Genomic DNA, 17833 nt, shown 5'->3' with positions numbered 1-17833 from the left:
GGCGTGTCATGAAACGGCCGTTCACAGGGCTATTCACAAGCGTTATTACAGTAAGGTTTTAACTCGGCGATCAGCGCGTCGAGTCCGGGGCTTCTGTCTTCGTAGTAGACGTCGAGAAAGTCTTCGGACCACTCCCAGCCCTGCTCGGTTTTGGTCTTCACAGCGGTCAGCGAGTCCACGTCGATAAGCCCTGAAAGGGCGTCGAGCGCCTGGTCGCGGTCTATCTGAATGAGGATGGAGTAATCGTTCAAAAAGTCGTCGTCATCGGCTTTTTCAGAAGACGCCTCCCGATAAGGTACAGCGGTGACGGTCACGCGCGGTATGGACGTATGCGCAAAGACGTCATAGATCCCATAAGCCGCCGCACGCCAGTTGTTATAGTAGGTGACGCTTTCGGGCTCGTTCGCGGTCGTTAAGCTCGAAAGCCGAAAACGAGGATATTGAGGGAACCACATATGGAAGGTGTGGTTTGCAGCCGTGTAATCCTGATGGGCCTCCATCAGTTCTTCCACGGTTTCATACTGCTCTGGCATATCGGCTATAGCGGCTCCGGAACATAGATATACCGCGCTCATCACCAATGCTTTTTTCCACTGCATACTCGCCCTCCTTTGCTTTTGGGATTTTTTAACGCATTTAACTCGGATGTACCAGCGAGCGCTCAGTACGGCCATGAAAGGAGCGCCCAATCTTTGGTGGTGGCCGTGATTTATCGCGACCATGAATCGCACGTCGAAATTTTCTGAAACTGAAAGATGGGGTATCCACACCGTGGACACTTTGTAGACACATACGAAAAAGCCGCCCCTAAGGGCGGCTTAATCATGTTCTGTAACGCTTTGCTTTGTAAAAATTTTCAATGGTACCGACACAGGAGTCGAATCCGGGACCTACTGATTACAAGAACCTGCCCTAGCGGCACACACTAGCACAAAAACGCATTATTCAGTCACTTACGTACAGTCGAAAAATCGTTTTGGCATGTTTCTGTGGACACTGTCGTGCCATCAGAATGGCAATATGTTCTCTCTTATAATTCTTTCAAACTTGAATGCCTCTTGAACATCGGAACTTTTCACTTTTAATACGTAAACACCCTCAAACTCATATGTATCACCTACGACAAAACCTTCTTTCATTAATTCTTTACTGGATATATCCAATATAGTTTTAAAGTCACAGCCTGCATATAAATACCCGTTATGTCGAATAAAGCCTAAATTATCAATAGAGTTTTTTACATAACTTATAAAAGATGAAAAAACACCATCAAATTTACTTTCATTTATAGGATAATTAGCATGTCTACCATTAATATTTTTCTCTATCTTATCCATTTTGCTTAAGACAAGCTCAACTAAATCTTTTTCTTCACTACTAACACTAGCTTTATTAACTTTATCCATAATTGATTTTGTAACAACACTATCATAAGCCGCCATATATATAGGATTACTTTCATTACTTAACAACTTCTGCTCATCGCTTAGAATTGCGTGTAAACGCTTTGTTAGTTCAATGCCGCCCATCATATCATTGCTATAAAATATGGTTCTTTGATCTCTTGTATCGAATGGAAGCTCGGTATCTTTATCAGAGATAAGGATTACTGGCTTCCCAGTAGCATGCCTGATTCCTAACTCATACATCACGTTAGCATTTAAGTGAGAAAGATTAACAATAACTAAATCATCTTCTAGCAAATGCTTTATTACTTTTACCGATATTGAGCCTAAATCATTTTCTTGATGTGAGGCTTTTGACTCATAATCAAACTCTAAAAGAACTGGCTCTAGCACAGACTTTATTAAGCCATCTGTCGCCCTTCTCACACTCGTATTATCATTTCCGATAGGTGTGACTATAAAAGCTGTTTTTTTCTGAGGCTCATTAGACCCCATAACAACTACATCTTTCTTGTTCATAGCAACTCACCTGTTTAGTTTTTATGAGGTTAGCTTATTTATATCGTCAATTAGCCCGAGTTCGAGCTTTAACTTTTTAGCCTCAAGTCTTTCACGCTCAGTACGAATTGAATAATACTGTTTTTCTACCCGTTTAACTTTAGAGCTTTCACTAACATATCGTTTAAAGTTCACCGCGATTACACAACAGCAACCAACAAAAACTGATATTGCTATAAACATAAAAAGATCGCTTAGCAGCGCGTAGTACAAGACTTGCTGCAAGCTTGCCTCAAGCTCTCCCCATGCGTTAGCAAAACTCTGGTCATTCCCTTGCATTATCGTTTACCTCTTTTTTTCTTGAGCTTCTTTAGTAATTTGTTTTCAAGCCATATATACAAAATGGCCACCCCAGCGAACAGGATGGCCAATTTTATAAGATGACTAAATAGGTCTTGTGCTGCTTCTCCTGTTCCCATCCCCCTTGCCCCCTTACCCACAACCCTTGCCGCTGTGAAACCAGTTATTCACTGCCCGCTTTGATAATCGGTATCTGTCCCCGCTTTCTTCAACATGCTTCGCGCCCTCTCGATCCAGGGGCTCACTTGACCGCATTCCTCGTTCGTCTCGCCTGTCATCAGCCATAGCGTGTTCTTCGGCCACTTTTAGCAAATGGTTAGCTATCCCACATTGGCTCCCGAAGACCAGCACAGAGGCTAATTAAGATTCAACTCGAAGATATCACACAATCGTAGACGAAACAGAGTCAAAATGGGGGTATATCGGGCTTCTGAGGACGACTGAAAACCTGATAGGTGGACTCGTAGGCGTGGGCTACACAAGCGCTTGAAAGCGCCGCAGACACACTGATTACACTAAGATAAGGCGTTATCTTTAGCGACCTTCCAAAACCGCGAGAGGAGAAGAAACATTCGTGCAGGAGGGTTTATCGCTTGAAGGGCATGAATTGCGCATACAAAAAAGCCGCCTTATAAGGCGGCTTTTCGTGTTCTTTAACGTTTTAGCTTTACCATTGTTTTAAATGGTGCCGACACCAGGAGTCGAACCCGGGACCTACTGATTACAAGTCAGTTGCTCTACCAACTGAGCTATGTCGGCGCTTCACGTTTTCTTGAACATTTGACTGGCTTGCGTGAAGCGAGTCAGTCAACAAGAAATCTTGTTGGCAATGGCTGGGGTACCAGGATTCGAACCTGGGAATGCCGATACCAAAAACCGGTGCCTTACCACTTGGCGATACCCCAGCAGTGTGGTGGCCAGAGACGGAATCGAACCGCCGACACGGGGATTTTCAATCCCCTGCTCTACCAACTGAGCTATCTGGCCGCTGCCAACGGTGCGTATTAAACTAAAAACGCCGCTTTTCGTCAACACCTTTGTGAAACTTTCTTTCCGTTCACGAGGTTAGGGCACACCCCGCTCTTTTCGCCCTGCCCGGCCTAGGCCGGCAAACGCCCGCCCGGCGGGCGCTGGAGTGGCCTTTAGGGCTGGCTGGGCGGCACGTAGCCTTCGGCCTGGTCGGTGTCTTCGTTGTCCAGAAAGCGCTCCATCTGCGTCATCAGGTATTGGCGCGATTCCGGCTCGAGCATGTTGAGATGCTTTTCATTGATCAGGCGGGTCTGAAGCGCCTGCCACTCTTCCCAAGCCTTTTGGGAAACCGTGGCCTGAATCTCCTGGCCTTTCTTGCCGGGCAGCGGCGGAAAGGCGAGTGCCGGGAGTTCCTGCTGGTACTTGCGGCAGAAAACGGTGTTGCTCATGAAGGTGCTCCTTGATGGGTGAGTTGCCCCTGAGTATGGGTCAGGGCCCCGGGGTGGGATCAAGCGAAAACGGCGCGAGCTGTTTCAAAAGCGATTTGACCGGCGCGGCCAGGCCCAGCGCCGGCGGGTCCATCGGGTCGAACCAGACGCCCTTCTCGCGCACGCCGCTGATTCCTGCGCAGCGCGCCGGCTGCGGGATGATCGCCAAACGAAAGTGGCTGAAGGTGTGGGTAAAGCCGGGAAGCGCAGGCTCGATAATCGCGCTGTCGGTAAAGGCCTCGAGCCAATCGCTGAGCGCGGCGCGGTCGTCGAACTGGGGCAAGCTCCAAAGCCCGCCCCAAAGCCCGGTCGACGGGCGCTGCTCGAGCCATACGCGGCCCTCTTCGTCGCGCAGCACCAGCATCAGCGTGTCGCGGGTGGGCAAGGTCTTTTTCGGCTTGGACTCGGGATAGCGCTGCGGCGCCCCCTCTTTATAGGCAGCGCACACGTCGTTGAACGGGCAGATCACGCAGTCCGGCCGGGCGCGGGTGCAGAGCGTGGCGCCGAAGTCCATGATCGCCTGGGTGTAGTCGGCAAGGCGATCAAAGGGGGTAAAGTAGTCGGCTAGTGACCACAGCGCGCGCTCGACGGCGGGCTTACCGGGCCAGCCGGGCACGGCGTGAAGCCTTGTGAGCGAGCGTTTGACGTTGCCATCCAGAATGGGCGCGCGAGCGCCCTGGCTTTGGGCGATGATGGCGCCCGCGGTCGAGCGGCCGATACCGGGCAGCGCCATAAGCGCCTCGACGCTCTCGACGGGCAGCTCGCCTTCGTGTTCGTCACGCGCGGTTTGGGCGGCCTTGTGCAGGTTGCGGGCGCGGGCGTAGTAGCCAAGCCCGGTCCATAGGTGCAGCACCTCGTCCTGGTCGGCGTTGGCCAGTGCGATTAGCGTGGGGAAGCGCTCCATGAAGCGCTCGAAGTAGGGAATGACGGTCGTGACCTGGGTTTGCTGCAGCATGATCTCGGAAATCCACACGCGGTAGGCGCTGCGCGGCGACTGCCAGGGCAGGTCGTGGCGGCCGTACTGGTCGAACCAGGCCAGCAGCCGGCGTTGGAACTCAAAAGCCGTCAAACACGGCGTCGGCGTCTCGGCCATGGGGTGAAAACACTCCGCGGGTAATGCAGGAAAAAAAGCGCCGGCGCAGAGGCCGGCGCTCCAAAAGGATAGAGCAATCAGTCGAAGAGGCTGCGAATGCCGTTTCGCAGTTCGCGCACGTTCTCTTCGCCGAGGCGGTCGTTGAGCCCGTCCAGGGTCTCGCCAAGGCGCTCTTCGATCTGCGCGCCGGCCTCGTCTTGCAAGAGCGACACGACTGAAGCCTGGAAGGCGTCACGGTCGAGCCGGCACCACTGAGACTTGTCGTCATCGAGGTGGCCTTCGCACAGTACCGGCAGCGCCAGCGCTTGAAGGCGCGGGTTGACGTTGCAGGCGGCGTCGGCGGTATCCACCAGCCGGGCGTTGGCGTGAGTCAGAAAGTTCATGCTGGTGAGGTTCAGCTCGCCGCTGCCCTGCATGTCGATGCCCGGCAGCGTCACCATCAGGTCGTCGCTGGTCACGACGCCGTTGCGCACGTTGAAGGTGGCGTCGAAACGATCGAAGCGGGTATCCGGATTCCAGTCGCGTAGCGTGCCCTCACCTTCGAGTTTGGCGACGAGCTCGCACACCTGCTGCGAAATGTTGGTTTGCAGGATTGCGCCGTCGTTGAGGCGCGCGTCGAGCTCGCCGTTGAGGTTACTGGTCAGCACGTCGCGCGTGTTGCCGCGCGTGGTGAGCTCGCCCTGCAGGTTGAAGCGCCCGCGAAGCGGCGACTGCTCTTCGCTGAACGCCTCGATCATGGGCGCGACCTGCACGCCGCTGATAGTGGGCGCGAGCTGCCACGCGAGTACCGGCTCGCGGGCGTCGATCGAGCCCGTCGCTTCGAGCGTGCCGTCGTAGAAGCGCGACTCGAACCCGGTCAGCCGGTGAAGGCCCTGCTCGCCGCGAAGCGCTAGCCGGGTATCGTCAAAGGTGAGCCCGGCAAGCTCGAGCCGGTCTACTTCCAGGTCGCCTTCCAGATCCAGCGCGGCAAGCCACGCCTGGGGCAGCAGCGGGTTCTCTTCCTGGGCGAAGGCGCGGCGAATGAGGCCGTGACTCGCCTGCTGAGCGGTGACCGGCCCCGGCAGGTAGTAATCCAGATCGAGGTGATCACCGGCAAGATCGAAACGCAGGGCGCTGCCGTCCAGCGCCGCGGCCAACTCGCCGGTAAAGGTGTTGTTGTCGAGCACCAGCGAGAGCTGGGGCAGCGCGATCTGCTCGAGGTTGCCCTCGATGGGGCTGGTCATGGCGACATCGCTCAGCGCGGCTTCACTGGCAGTGTTGAGCGACACGCCCATGCGCGAAAGCCAGGGGCGCAGCGTAAAGGGCGCGGCGTTGAGCTGGCCCTGATACTGCGGGGCGTCCAAAAACTGCTCGACGTTGAGATGGCCGCTCAGGCGCAAACCATCGGGGCCAGTGAGCTCGGCGTCGCGAAGCTGCGCGGTTTGCGCGCCCCAGTCGCCTTCCAGGGCGAACGCCAGCGCCATCGCCAGCCCCCCCTGCCAGTTTTCCGGGTGGCGCAGGCCGGTTTCGATTAACCCGTCGCTGACGCTAAAGCGCTGCTCACCAAGCCAGCCAATCATTTCGGCGGCTTTTAGGCTGAGCTGCTGCGGCTCTTCTTCGCTTGCGGTGGTCGAGCGGGTAGAGAGCTGAAAATTCTCGAAGGTAACGCGTTCGTCGTCGAGGCCCAGCAGCACGCGGGTCTCGAGGCTCATTTCGCTGGTAAAGGCCGGGGCGCGCTCGAGCGCTTCGGCGTCCAGCCGGTTGTGCCGGGTCAGGGTGAACATCGCCTTGAGCGGAAACGCGCGCGACGGGTTGACGTTGCTGCCGTTGATATCGAGCGACTGCAGCCGCCAAAGCGCCTGATTGGGCGCATCGCGATAGCGAATGTCGGCGTTTCGCACCTCAACGCTTGCGATGTTGAGCACCACCGAGAGATTGCCCGCGTCGACGTGGGGCCCGGCGCTGGCCGGCGCCAGCACGGTTTCGGCGGATTCGCTGTTCTGCTCGGCCAGGCGCTCCACGAGCGGCTGCCAGTTGCCTTCTCCGTCGGCGTCTCGCTCGAGGTTCAGGCGTACGCTGTCCAGTGTCAGGCCATCGATGGCGATTTCACCGCGCAACAGCGGGGCAAAGGCGACGCTGACCTCGGCGCTATCCACGGCGGCGAAGGAGGTCTCCTCGACGGGCTGCTCGGGAAGCCAGGCGCGGGCTTGGGAGACGCTGACGCCGATGCGCGGGTAGAACGACCAGGTGATCGGCCCTTCCAGCGCCAAATTGAGCCCGGTTTGCTCCTTGACCACCTCGACCAGGCGCGGTTTGAAATCCTCGGGATCCAAAAAGGTGGTGACATACACCACGGCGGCGACGGCCACCATGGCCAGAATGCCGACCGCGGCCAGCAAAATACGCAATAACTGTTTCATCACCCGTTCCCTTGTGGGTCTAGCTCGACATACTCATGAATACCGCTGCCACCCAAGGCACCGCTACCGGCCGCCTGTGGCGTAGAAAAAGGCCGATAGCCGATTTTGGACAACAGGATACGATCGGCCAGCGGCAGCGAGCCGGCATCGATGCGAAGCGTGCGACCATCCTCTTTAGCCTGCTCGCCCAACAGTGCCATAAGGCGGGAGCCGACGCCACGCCGCCTGGCCGAGCTTTTCACGCAAAGCTCCGAAAGCCACCAGGCGCGATCATCAGCTTCATGGATGGCCACCGCGCCCAGCAGATGGCCGTTGAACCGGGCGCAGGCGAAGAACTGGCGCGGCGGCTGGGCCAGGTGCTGCTCGATGAACGGCGTGACCGTCTGAGTGCGTATCCGCTCCAGGGGAGCATCGGCATAAATACGCGCCAGGTCCTGGCGTACGGCGCCGTCCGCCTCCCAGCGGGTCTGATCGACATACAAAAGCGTCACCGGCATGATCAATCCTCCTGGCTGCGTTTGCGCCGCCCTTGCCCGCTGAAATCGGCGACCTTTCGCGCATTGTAGCGGATGGGGTCATCGATTCTCTATAATGGCCGTTTGGCTCGCTATTATGTCCAAGGTCGGGCGTGGACGTTCACGCCTCGCCGCCCCACTATGCGCGCAAGCGCAGGAGATGCAACATGTCAGCGCGAACTGCCACGGTCAGCCGTGACACCAACGAAACGCAGATCACCGTTACCATCGACCTCGACGGCGAAGGCCATTTGAAGGGCGAGTCTGGCGTGGCGTTTCTTGATCACATGCTGGATCAGGTCGCGCGTCATGGCATGATCGACATCACCATGGACGTCAAAGGCGACCTGCACATCGACGACCACCACACGGTCGAGGATTTGGGCATTACACTGGGCCAGGCGTTCGACAAGGCAGTGGGCGACAAGCGCGGCATCGTGCGCTACGGCAACGCTTACGTTCCGCTCGATGAAGCGCTTTCGCGCGTGGTGATCGACTTTTCCGGCCGCGCCGGGCTATTCATGAACGCCACCTTTACGCGGGCAAACATCGGGTCGATGGACACACAGCTGTTCAGCGAGTTCTTCCACGGCTTCGTCAATCACGCCCGTGTAACGCTACACATCGACAATCTCAAGGGCGAAAACGCCCACCACCAGGCGGAAACCATCTTCAAGGCCTTTGGCCGGGCGCTGCGCATGGCGCTTTCCGAGGACCCGCGCATGGCGGGTAAAATGCCCTCGACCAAGGGAACGCTTTGATGCTGAGCGCTTCTCGCCAGACGCCCTCGCCCACCGTTATCCGCCCACCCCTGTAAGGAGCGCAATATGACCATTGCCGTTATCGATTATGGAATGGGCAACCTGCATTCCGTGGCCAAGGCGCTTGAACACGTAACTCACGAAAACGTCATCATCACCCGCGATGCGCGCCGTATTCTGGGCGCCACCCGCGTGGTGCTGCCAGGTCAGGGCGCGATTCGCGACTGCATCGGCGAGCTTGAGCGCACCGAGCTACGCGGTTTGGTCGACGATATTCTGACCCGCCAGGCAAAGCCGCTTCTAGGCATCTGCGTGGGTCAGCAGATGCTGATGGAGAAAAGCGAGGAGAACGGCGGCGTCGACTGCCTGGGCTTTTTCCAGGGCAGCGTCGACCGCTTCCCGCTGGATATGCGCGATGAGCAGGAGCAGCGCCTGAAGGTGCCCCACATGGGCTGGAACCGGCTCACCCAGCACCACGACCACCCGCTGTGGGAAGGCATCGAGGACGGCGAGCGTTTCTACTTCGTGCACGGCTACTACGTCAACGCCACGGTTGACGACCACGTGTTCGGTACGACCCAGTACGGCGGCGTGAAGGCGCACGTGGCCATTGGGCGCGACGCCACCTTCGCCGTGCAGTTTCACCCGGAAAAAAGCGCGCGGGCCGGTCTTCGCCTGCTCGAAAACTTCGTTACCTGGACGCCCTGAGAGGATTCATCATGCTAGTCATTCCCGCCATTGATCTCAAAGACGGCCAGTGCGTACGCTTGAAGCAGGGCCGCATGGAGGATTCGACCTCCTACGGCGACGACCCGGTCGCCATGGCCGGTCGCTGGGTAGAGGCCGGCGCGCGCCGCCTACACCTGGTGGATCTCAACGGCGCCTTCGAGGGCAAACCGGTCAACGGTGAAGCGGTCACCGCCATCGCCCGCGCCTACCCGAACCTGCCGATTCAGATCGGCGGCGGCATTCGAAGCGCTGACACCATCGAGCACTATTTGAGCGCCGGCGTCTCCTACGTGATCATCGGCACCAAGGCAGTGAAGGAGCCCGAGTTCGTCGGCGAGATGTGCCGCGCCTTTCCCGGCAACATCATCGTTGGGCTCGACGCCAAGGACGGGTTCGTGGCCACCGACGGCTGGGCGGAAGTCTCCACCATCAAGGCTACCGAGCTTGCCAAGCGCTTCGCCGGTGACGGCGTCTCCAGCATCGTTTATACCGACATCGCAAGAGATGGCATGATGCAGGGGGTGAACATCGAAGCGACCGCCGAGCTTGCCCGCGAAGGCGGCCTTCCGGTGATCGCCTCCGGCGGAGTGACCAACCTCGACGATATCAAGGCGCTGTGCGACGTCGCCGACAGCGGCATTCTCGGGGCGATTACCGGGCGCGCCATCTACGAGGGGAGCCTTGACGTGCGCGACGCCCAGCGTCTGAGCGATGAACTGACCGGAGGTCGAACATGAGCCTGGCCAAGCGCATCATCCCGTGTCTGGACGTCGACGCCGGCCGCGTCGTCAAGGGCGTGAATTTCGTCGGCATCCGCGATGCCGGCGACCCGGTGGAGATCGCCAAGCGCTATAACCAGCAAGGCGCCGACGAGATCACCTTTCTGGACATCACCGCAAGCTCTGACGAGCGCGCCACCACCGTCGACATGGTTTCGCGCATCGCTGGCGAGGTGTTCATCCCGCTCACCGTGGGCGGCGGTATCCGTACCTGCGACGACATTCGCACCATGCTCAACGCCGGCGCCGACAAGGTGTCGATCAACACCGCCGCGGTGACCAATCCGGAGTTCGTCTTCGAGGCTGCCGAACGTTTCGGCAGCCAGTGCATCGTGGTCGCCATCGACGCCAAGAAGGTATCAAACGAAGGTGAGGCGCCGCGCTGGGAAATCTTCACCCACGGCGGGCGCAAGCCCACCGGGCTCGACGCCGTCGAGTGGGCGAAGAAGATGGTCGCACTCGGCGCCGGTGAGCTGCTTTTAACCAGCATGGACCGCGACGGCACCAAAAGCGGCTTCGATTTGGGCGTGACCCACGCCATTTCCGAGGCGGTGAGCGTGCCGGTGATCGCCTCCGGCGGGGTGGGCAACCTGCAGCACCTGGTGGATGGCGTGCTCGAAGGCGGCGCCGACGCGGTGCTGGCGGCGAGCATCTTCCACTTCAGCGAATACACCATTCCCGAAGCCAAGCGCTACATGGCCGAGCGCGGTATCGAAATGCGCCTTTAGCGCAGGTTTCGCTATCCGCCTCACGCCTCTCTCACATCTTTCTCACGCCCCTGCCCAGAGCCCTTGCCACCGCAACGCTCTGGGCTTTTTGCCTTACTCAAGCGCGTTTGGCTTAAGTGTCAGGCGTCGTCGTCCTCCAGACTCAGCCCCAGGTTGCTGACCCCGCCGTTGCGTCCGAGCACGCGCAGCTCCTTGAGCGCGGCCCTGTCGAGCGGCGCGCTGACCGCCTCGAGCACCGCGTCCTGAAAGTCGTTTTCGTCCTCCATGAGCGGGTGGTCGCGGATGATCAGCGCAAGCTTCTGGGCGTCCACTTCGCCTTCGGTCAGCTCGATGAAGGCGCGCACGCCGGCCCGCGAGGTGCGGCTGACATCCAGCACCGCCTCCCCCGCGTCGCCCTGTAGCGTATCGAGCAGCGCATTCACCGCGACCACCGCATCCAGCGCTCGTCGCGCGCCGAAGCTGTCGTCGTCTTCCGGCGGCTCGCACTCGGCCAGCTTCTCGGCCTGGCGGGCGAAGTCGATGCTGGCACCCGGCACCTGCAGGCGCTCCCACACCAGGCTCAGCACGGTTTTAAGCGTGTGGCTGTCGCCGTGGCCGGTGGTTTGCTCGTACAGCGCATAGTTGGGGATCAAGCGCTCGCAAAGCGCAGCCATGAAGGCCTGCTGGGCAGTCAGCGGAAGCGTTTGAAGAAGCTGATAAAATCCGGAGGGTTTGGCCACCATGTTGATTTCCTGAGCCTTTATATCGGTGAAAATGGTAGGGATGAAAAAGATATCGGTGAAAACGGTGTTGGTGAAGATAAGGCGATACGTTATCGTCGCACATTCGCAAACGCGACCATGACGCGACGACCGGCCGGCGAGGAGATTACCATGCATATTCATCTGCTACAGCACGGCCCGCAACACGGCCCCGCCCGCCTGACCGACTGGCTCGACAGCATGGGCCACAGCTATACGGTTTTTCATCTGTTCGACGGCGAGCTGACCCCGCGCCCCGGCGAGTGCGACGCGCTCATCGTGCTGGACGGCCCGGATGAGTTGATTCAAACCCCACCCGACTGGGCCCGGGCGGAGAAAAAACTTCTGAACCGCTACCTGGACGGCCAGCGCCCGGTGCTCGGCATCGGCCTGGGAGCGCTATGGATTGCCGAGGCGCTGGAGGCAGTGATCGCCCCGGGCACCTATCCGGAAACCGGCTGGCACGGCGTGACGCTCGCCCCGGAAAGCCCGTTCGATCTTCCCGAGCGCTTCGAGGCGTTCATGTGGCACCGCTACGTGTTCAGCCTGCCGGATGCCGCCCTGCCGCTGGGCGGCAGTGACGCCGCGCCGCTTCAAGGCTTTGCCTGGGACGCCGGGCGAGTGGTGGGGCTTTTGTGTCACTTCGAGGTCACCGCCAAAAGCGCCACCGAGCTTTTCGAGTACCCGCCCGCCGCACCAGCCACGGCCGCCGGCCAGCGCTACCTGCAAAGCGAAGCGGCCATTCTGGAGATACCCAAGCGCTTTCACGACCTGGCGCCGCTGCTTGATCGCGTCATGCTGCAGTGGCTGGCCCGCGCCTAGACGCTCCAATGCCGGGCGGCGTCCAGACAGCTTTCCCAGTCGCCCACGTGAAGCTCTGCCGGGGCGTCCTGGCGCCGCTCCAAGTGATAGCGGTAGAGCGGGTCGTAGTATTCGGTCAGAAGCGGGCCGAGCCAGGCTTCGTGGGCCTGGGTGTTGCCCCGGTCGTGGGCGTCGAACGCCAGCGCCTGTAGGCGCTGAAGGCGCTGCAGTCGGGCGTTACCCAGCCGCTTGGCCAGCCGCTTCAGGCTGTTGGAAAGCTGCTCTTTCATTCGCGCGCGGCCTTGCTCGAAGCCGAACCGGGCCACGAAGGCCGCTTCCAGCGCTTCGATATAATCATGGCGAAGCTGATCCAGCCGCCAGTCCAGCGGCATCTCGACGCGGATGCGCGGCGCTTTTTCCATGGCGTGCCAGAAGGTGAGCGGGATGTTGGCGTTGCCAATCTGGCGCGACTCGTCTTCCATCACCAGCTTGTCGGGCCGGCTCAGCAGTTGGGACGCCAGGGCGTGTTCGAAATCGATCTGCGTCGTGGGCGCCTCGACCTGACGGCCAAACGCCGACCCCTTGTGATTGGCACACGCTTCAAGGTCGATACCGTTTGCGAGACGGTTGATCAAGACCGTCTTGGCGGAGCCGGTCAAGCCCGCCACCACCAGCATGGGCTGCTCGGCGGCCTGGTCGATACGCTCGCAAAGTGTGCGGCGCATCTCTTTCCAGCCCCCCGTAATACGGGGCACGTCGACGCCCTCCTCGGCAAGCCACGTCTTGGCGATCTGCGAGCGTAGGCCGCCACGAAAGCAGTAAATAACCGCGTTCGGGTGGCGTGACAGATACTCGCGCCAGGCCGCAATACGTGCGCGCTTGACCTCGCCGCTCACTAAACGCTCGCCAAGGGCGATCGCCGCTTGTTGCCCCTGCTCCTTGTAGGCGATACCGACCTGATGGCGCTCCTCGTTGACCATCAGCGGCAGGTTGACCGCCCCGGGAAGGCTCCCCTGGGCGAATTCGATCGGGGCACGCACGTCGATTAGCGGCGTGCCCGTGTTAATCAGATGGGTCGTGGCGGGTACATCGCTGCTCATTTAGCCGACCACATCGATCAGCGCGTCGCTTTCCCGCGCCTTCATGGTGCCGAAGGGCTGAAGCTCGATCCCGTGCTCGCGACCAATGCGCTTCACATCGTCCTCCCAGGCCGGGTCGACGCTGAGCAGAAGCCCGCCGGAGGTTTGCGGGTCACACAGCCACTGCCAGTGGGCTTCGTCCATCGGCTTGAGCTGCCCACCCAGCGCTTCGTGATTTCTGAGCGTTCCGCCGGGCACTGCGCCTTGGCGGCGATAGGCTTCGGCCTCGGAAAGACGCGGCAGACGGCGAAAATCGATCTGTGCCATGACGTTGCTGGCACTGCAGATTTCGCTGAGATGGCCGGCCAGGCCAAACCCGGTGACGTCGGTCATGGCGTTGAGCCCCTTCACCCCGGCAAGCTCCACGCCGATACGGTTGGATTTGAGCATGGTTTCGCGGGCCAGGCCGTGGTGGCCCGCTTCCAGCAGGCCGCGCTTTTCGGCGGTGGTTAAAAGGCCCACGCCCAGCGGCTTGGTCAAAAAGAGCAGGTCGCCGGGTTTGGCGCCGCTATTGAGCTTGAGCTGGTCGAGCTCGATCAGCCCGTTGACCGCGAGGCCGAAAATGGGCTCGGTGGAGTCGATGGAGTGACCGCCGGCCAGCGCCACGCCGTGTTCGCGGCACACGCCCTGGGCGCCGGCCACCACGTCGCCGGCGATTTCCGGGGCGAGCTTGTCGACCGGCCAGCCAAGAATGCTCAGCGCCATGACCGGCGTTCCGCCCATGGCGTAGATATCGCTGATCGCGTTGGTCGCGGCGATACGGCCAAAATCGAAGGGGTCATCGACGATCGGCATGAAGAAGTCGGTGGTCGAGATCATGCCCCGGCCGTCGCCCAAATCGAACACGGCGGCGTCTTCACGGCCCTGGTTGCCCACGATGAGCTGCTTGTGGCCGGCGCTCGGGCCCGCCTTGGCCAGAATGCTGTCGAGCACGTCCGGGGCGATCTTACAGCCGCAGCCGGCGCCGTGGCTGTACTGAGTGAGTCGAATGGTGCTCATCGTATCTCTCCTTGAAACTGATCGGCGCCCGCCAAAGGCCCCGTCATCATTCGTTTTTATAAGCCGCTGATAAAAGGCGGATACTGAAAAAATAGCACAGCCTGATCCAAAGGCTTTGACGTCAAAGCGCTTCGAGCGCGTCGCTGAGCTTGTCCACGGCGATGACCTCCATGCCCTTGGGCGGCTGCTTCGGCGCGTTGGCGCGGGGCACGATGGCGCGCAAAAAGCCGTGTTTGGCCGCCTCGCTGATGCGCTCCTGGCCGCTGGGTACCGGGCGAATCTCGCCGGAAAGCCCTACCTCGCCGAACACCACCAGCTCCTTCGGCAGCGCCCGATTTTGCAGGCTCGACACCACCGCCAGCAGCACCGCGAGATCCGCGCTGGTTTCCAGCACCTTGACCCCGCCGACCACGTTCAAAAACACGTCCTGGTCGCCAGTGAAGAGCCCACCATGGCGGTTGAGCACGGCGAGCAGCATCGCCAGCCGGTTCTGATCGACCCCCACCGCCACGCGGCGCGGATTACCGAGTGCCGACTCATCCACCAGCGCCTGCACCTCGACCAGAATCGGCCGCGTGCCTTCCCACACCACCATGACCAGGCTCCCTGGCGCCTGCTCCTCCTGGCGGGAGAGAAAGATCGCGCTGGGGTTTTTGACCTCTTTCATGCCCTGCTCGAGCATCGCAAATACACCGAGCTCGTTGACCGCACCGAAGCGGTTTTTTTGCCCGCGCAGGGTTCTAAAGCGCGAGTCGGCGCCGCCTTCGAGCAGCAGCGAGGCGTCGATCATGTGCTCGAGCACCTTGGGGCCGGCCAGGGTGCCATCTTTTGTCACGTGGCCGACCAGCAGCAGCACCGTATTACTCTGCTTGGCAAAGCGGGTCAGCGCCGCCGAGGATTCGCGCACCTGGGCGACGCCGCCGGGGGCGGAACTAATATCCTCGAGGTGCATGGTCTGAATCGAGTCGATCACCAGTATTTCCGGCTTTTCACGCTCGGCAACGGCGAGAATCGTCTCTACGCTGGTTTCGGCCAGCATCTTGAGCCCGCTGGTGGGAAGCTGCAGGCGGTGGGCGCGCATGGCGACCTGGGAGAGCGACTCCTCACCGGTGACGTACATGATGCGCCGCGTTTGAGCGAGCTTGCAGGCGGTTTGTAAAAGCAGTGTCGACTTGCCCGCCCCCGGGTTTCCGCCCAGCAGCACCGCCGAGCCTGGCACGAGCCCGCCGCCCAGTACGCGGTCGAACTCGGCGAAGGTGGAGCTTAGCCGCGGCACCTCGCTCAAATCGACCTTGCTCAGATCGACCACGTCGCGGGAAAGATCTCCGGCGTAGCCGCTTCGCCCCTGAGCGGGCGCGCCGGCGCCGGGCCGGGCGCTCGCCAAACGTACCTCGCTCAGGGTATTCCATTCCTGGCAGCTCGAGCACTGCCCCTGCCACTTGCGGTATTCGGCTCCGCACTCGGTGCACACATAAGCGCTTTTGACTTTGGCCACGCCGCGCTGCTCCTGTCTTGCTTACCGCCCGGTGGCCACTTTCCGGTGCCGGGCAAATACACGAAAGGCGGCTCTGGGCCGCCTTTCACACTCACGGCGCATACGCCGTGACGTTGATCGCCTAAGCGCTTACCGGCGCTGCAGCTGCAGCATTTCGCCGTTTTCGAAGCGACGACGTTCCGGGTCGATCAGCTCGAGGGTTTGCTCGCTGATCTTCTGGAAGTAGTAAATCTGGCCATCGCCGTTGGGCGTCAGCTCATAGACGGTCGCGTTGGCATCCGACGGCGTACCGGTCAGCACTTCCCAGTTACCGGAGTAATTTTCGTCCGGCGGGGTCTGGGGGTGGTTACGATAGCTTGCCGTCAGATCGAACGTCCGCTCCTGCGGGGCGCTAGTCTCCTCGCCTTCCATGGTCACGTTCAGGTCGATGCCGTCACAGTTACGGCACGGCAGCGTTCCCTGGTAGGTGGCCTGAGACGCGCTCATGGCGGGGGCATCCTGGCCTTGCTGGTCGGTCTGGCCCGATGCGCAGCCCGCCAGTAGTGCCAACATAGCCGAACCGGCTAGCAAACTCCGAAATTGCATTGGGTGTCTCCTTCTCGTGTTGGACATACATTTCTTTCGTGCGCTTATGACAGCATAACCGCTACAAGGTGCGACGCCCACCCCTCGATGCGTTGCAATCGTGTCAAATAATCGCCAGACAAAACAGCCGCCTGCAATAGTCATGCAGGCATCTTGCGCTTGATCGTGGCTCGGGCCACCATAATGCTCCTTGCAAGAGCCACCAGGTGTCCCTCATGAGCCAATTCTGGAGCCCCGCCGTTCGGTCGCTGACCCCGTACGTGCCCGGCGAACAGCCCGTCGAGCGTCTAATCAAGCTCAACACCAACGAAAACCCTTACCCGCCGGCCCCGGGCGTGGGTCAGGCGCTGCGCGATTACGCCACCGACCACTTGCGCCTCTACCCGGACCCGACCTCGCGCGCGCTCAGACAAACTCTGGCCGATACGTTCGACGTCGATCTGGAGCAGACCTTTGTCGGCAACGGCTCCGATGAGGTGCTGGCCTTCGCCTTCCAGGCCTTTTTCTGTCACGGCGCGCCGCTCGATGCGCCGGCCATTACCTATAGCTTTTACCCGGTCTACGCGAAGCTGTACGGGATCGAACTTCGCCAGCACCCGCTCAACGCTCAGTGGGAAGTCGACCTCGACGCCCTGACCGCGAGCGCCGAGCGTAGCGGCGTGATTCTGGCCAACCCTAATGCCCCCACCGGCCACGCCCACTCGCTCGAAAGCATCGAGGCACTTCTAGAGCGGGTACCGGATCGCGTAGTGCTGATCGATGAAGCTTACGTCGATTTCGGCGCCGACAGCGCCGTCGCGCTCACCAGGCGCTATCCGAACCTGCTGGTCACCGGTACGTTTTCCAAATCAAGAAGCCTTGCCGGCCTGCGGCTGGGCTACGCTATCGGCTCGCCGGAGCTGATCAAGGGGTTGCAGCGCGTCAAGGACTCCTTCAACTCCTTCCCGGTGGATAGCCTGGCCAGTCTTTTAGGCATCGAGGCGCTCAAGGATCAGGCGCACTTCGACGCCTGCCGTAACCATGTGATCGCCACTCGCGAGCGTACTCGCGAACGCCTGGAAGCGCTTGGTTTCGACGTACTGCCGTCAAAAGCCAACTTCGTGCTGACGCAGCACCCCGACTTTCAAGGCGCCCAGCTCTTCGCAGGCCTTCGCGAGCGCGGCATTCTGGTACGCCACTTCAACACGGATATTCTGGGCAATTTCCTGCGCATCACTATCGGCACCGACGATGAAATGGATAGCCTGATGGAAGCGCTGGAAAGCATTTGTCGTTAACTGGTGATAGCCATTTCAACCCGCTCTTGTAGGAGCAGGCTTTAGCCAGCGACGCGGCGCACCGCGTCGCTT

18 protein-coding genes and 3 tRNA genes are annotated in these 17833 nt (G+C 60.1%); 6 read left to right on the top strand and 15 right to left on the bottom strand.

The features are described 5' to 3' along the window. Window positions 1–29: 29 nt before the first annotated feature. From ACGLWX_RS17055 to ACGLWX_RS17010, 10 genes are all read right to left on the bottom strand, one after another. Window positions 30–599: a hypothetical protein gene (locus tag ACGLWX_RS17055; RefSeq protein ID WP_396241512.1), complete on the bottom strand. Its 570-nt coding sequence runs from the start codon at window positions 597–599 to the stop codon at window positions 30–32. A gap of 408 nt (window positions 600–1007) precedes the next feature. Next, window positions 1008–1925, bottom strand: a complete 918-nt coding sequence (locus ACGLWX_RS17050; protein ID WP_396241510.1) for a hypothetical protein — start codon at window positions 1923–1925, stop codon at window positions 1008–1010. Between the two features lie 21 nt (window positions 1926–1946). Then, on the bottom strand, window positions 1947–2243 hold the full coding sequence (locus tag ACGLWX_RS17045) for a hypothetical protein (protein ID WP_396241508.1): 297 nt from the start codon (window positions 2241–2243) through the stop codon (window positions 1947–1949). A 704-nt stretch (window positions 2244–2947) separates the two neighbouring features. After that, a tRNA-Thr gene (locus ACGLWX_RS17040) sits at window positions 2948–3023 on the bottom strand. Between the two features lie 71 nt (window positions 3024–3094). Then, a tRNA-Gln gene (locus ACGLWX_RS17035) sits at window positions 3095–3169 on the bottom strand. Between the two features lie 6 nt (window positions 3170–3175). Continuing rightward, window positions 3176–3251: transfer RNA gene (locus tag ACGLWX_RS17030), tRNA-Phe, on the bottom strand. Window positions 3252–3406: 155 nt separating this feature from the next. After that, window positions 3407–3682, bottom strand: a complete 276-nt coding sequence (locus ACGLWX_RS17025) for an oxidative damage protection protein (RefSeq protein ID WP_252109610.1) — start codon at window positions 3680–3682, stop codon at window positions 3407–3409. A 40-nt stretch (window positions 3683–3722) separates the two neighbouring features. After that, on the bottom strand, window positions 3723–4814 hold the full coding sequence (gene mutY, locus ACGLWX_RS17020; RefSeq protein ID WP_396241506.1) for an A/G-specific adenine glycosylase: 1092 nt from the start codon (window positions 4812–4814) through the stop codon (window positions 3723–3725). A gap of 77 nt (window positions 4815–4891) precedes the next feature. Then, a complete protein-coding gene (locus ACGLWX_RS17015; protein WP_396241504.1) occupies window positions 4892–7213 on the bottom strand; it encodes an AsmA family protein in 2322 nt (773 codons plus the stop codon). Continuing rightward, window positions 7213–7710 carry a GNAT family N-acetyltransferase gene (locus ACGLWX_RS17010; RefSeq protein ID WP_396241502.1) on the bottom strand — a complete coding sequence of 166 codons (498 nt, stop codon included), beginning with the start codon at window positions 7708–7710 and terminating at the stop codon, window positions 7213–7215. The genes ACGLWX_RS17015 and ACGLWX_RS17010 overlap by 1 nt, the downstream gene beginning before the upstream one ends. Before the next feature lie 185 nt (window positions 7711–7895). Between ACGLWX_RS17010 and hisB the strand changes: the two genes are divergently transcribed. The 4 genes from hisB (at window position 7896) to hisF (ending at window position 10725) form a co-directional block, all read left to right on the top strand. Continuing rightward, complete coding sequence (gene hisB / locus ACGLWX_RS17005; protein ID WP_396241500.1) at window positions 7896–8489, top strand: imidazoleglycerol-phosphate dehydratase HisB; 594 nt, start codon at window positions 7896–7898, stop codon at window positions 8487–8489. A gap of 66 nt (window positions 8490–8555) precedes the next feature. Continuing rightward, window positions 8556–9197 carry an imidazole glycerol phosphate synthase subunit HisH gene (hisH, locus tag ACGLWX_RS17000; protein ID WP_396241498.1) on the top strand — a complete coding sequence of 214 codons (642 nt, stop codon included), beginning with the start codon at window positions 8556–8558 and terminating at the stop codon, window positions 9195–9197. A gap of 11 nt (window positions 9198–9208) precedes the next feature. Beyond that, window positions 9209–9955 (top strand): 1-(5-phosphoribosyl)-5-[(5-phosphoribosylamino)methylideneamino]imidazole-4-carboxamide isomerase, encoded by a 747-nt coding sequence (gene hisA / locus ACGLWX_RS16995; protein WP_252109604.1) that lies wholly within the window; start codon window positions 9209–9211, stop codon window positions 9953–9955. Next, complete coding sequence (gene hisF / locus ACGLWX_RS16990; RefSeq protein ID WP_396241496.1) at window positions 9952–10725, top strand: imidazole glycerol phosphate synthase subunit HisF; 774 nt, start codon at window positions 9952–9954, stop codon at window positions 10723–10725. The genes hisA and hisF overlap by 4 nt, the downstream gene beginning before the upstream one ends. Before the next feature lie 119 nt (window positions 10726–10844). On the opposite strand, the gene ACGLWX_RS16985 is transcribed toward hisF, so the two are convergent. Continuing rightward, window positions 10845–11447, bottom strand: a complete 603-nt coding sequence (locus ACGLWX_RS16985) for a YjaG family protein (protein ID WP_396241495.1) — start codon at window positions 11445–11447, stop codon at window positions 10845–10847. A gap of 150 nt (window positions 11448–11597) precedes the next feature. On the opposite strand from ACGLWX_RS16985, the gene ACGLWX_RS16980 reads away from it, so the two are divergent. Then, window positions 11598–12287, top strand: coding sequence for a type 1 glutamine amidotransferase (locus ACGLWX_RS16980; protein WP_396241493.1), 690 nt, complete (start codon window positions 11598–11600; stop codon window positions 12285–12287). Here the strand turns inward: ACGLWX_RS16980 and mnmH are convergent. From mnmH to ACGLWX_RS16960, 4 genes are all read right to left on the bottom strand, one after another. Continuing rightward, complete coding sequence (mnmH, locus tag ACGLWX_RS16975) at window positions 12284–13366, bottom strand: tRNA 2-selenouridine(34) synthase MnmH (RefSeq protein ID WP_396241491.1); 1083 nt, start codon at window positions 13364–13366, stop codon at window positions 12284–12286. The genes ACGLWX_RS16980 and mnmH overlap by 4 nt on opposite strands. Next, window positions 13367–14404 (bottom strand): selenide, water dikinase SelD, encoded by a 1038-nt coding sequence (gene selD / locus ACGLWX_RS16970; RefSeq protein ID WP_396241489.1) that lies wholly within the window; start codon window positions 14402–14404, stop codon window positions 13367–13369. 121 nt (window positions 14405–14525) lie between these two features. Next, on the bottom strand, window positions 14526–15899 hold the full coding sequence (radA, locus tag ACGLWX_RS16965) for a DNA repair protein RadA (protein WP_252109598.1): 1374 nt from the start codon (window positions 15897–15899) through the stop codon (window positions 14526–14528). 129 nt (window positions 15900–16028) lie between these two features. Then, complete coding sequence (locus ACGLWX_RS16960; RefSeq protein ID WP_252109597.1) at window positions 16029–16484, bottom strand: copper resistance protein NlpE N-terminal domain-containing protein; 456 nt, start codon at window positions 16482–16484, stop codon at window positions 16029–16031. A gap of 215 nt (window positions 16485–16699) precedes the next feature. On the opposite strand from ACGLWX_RS16960, the gene hisC reads away from it, so the two are divergent. After that, window positions 16700–17761, top strand: a complete 1062-nt coding sequence (hisC, locus tag ACGLWX_RS16955) for a histidinol-phosphate transaminase (RefSeq protein WP_396241487.1) — start codon at window positions 16700–16702, stop codon at window positions 17759–17761. The last annotated feature ends 72 nt before the right edge of the window (window positions 17762–17833 follow it).

Origin of the sequence: Halomonas sp. HMF6819 (assembly GCF_044335525.1) — a bacterium.
In the GTDB taxonomy this organism is placed as follows: Bacteria; Pseudomonadota; Gammaproteobacteria; order Pseudomonadales; family Halomonadaceae; genus Vreelandella.
The sequence above is the reverse complement of the archived record's forward strand: the minus strand, read 5'-3'. Positions and strand labels throughout refer to the sequence as shown.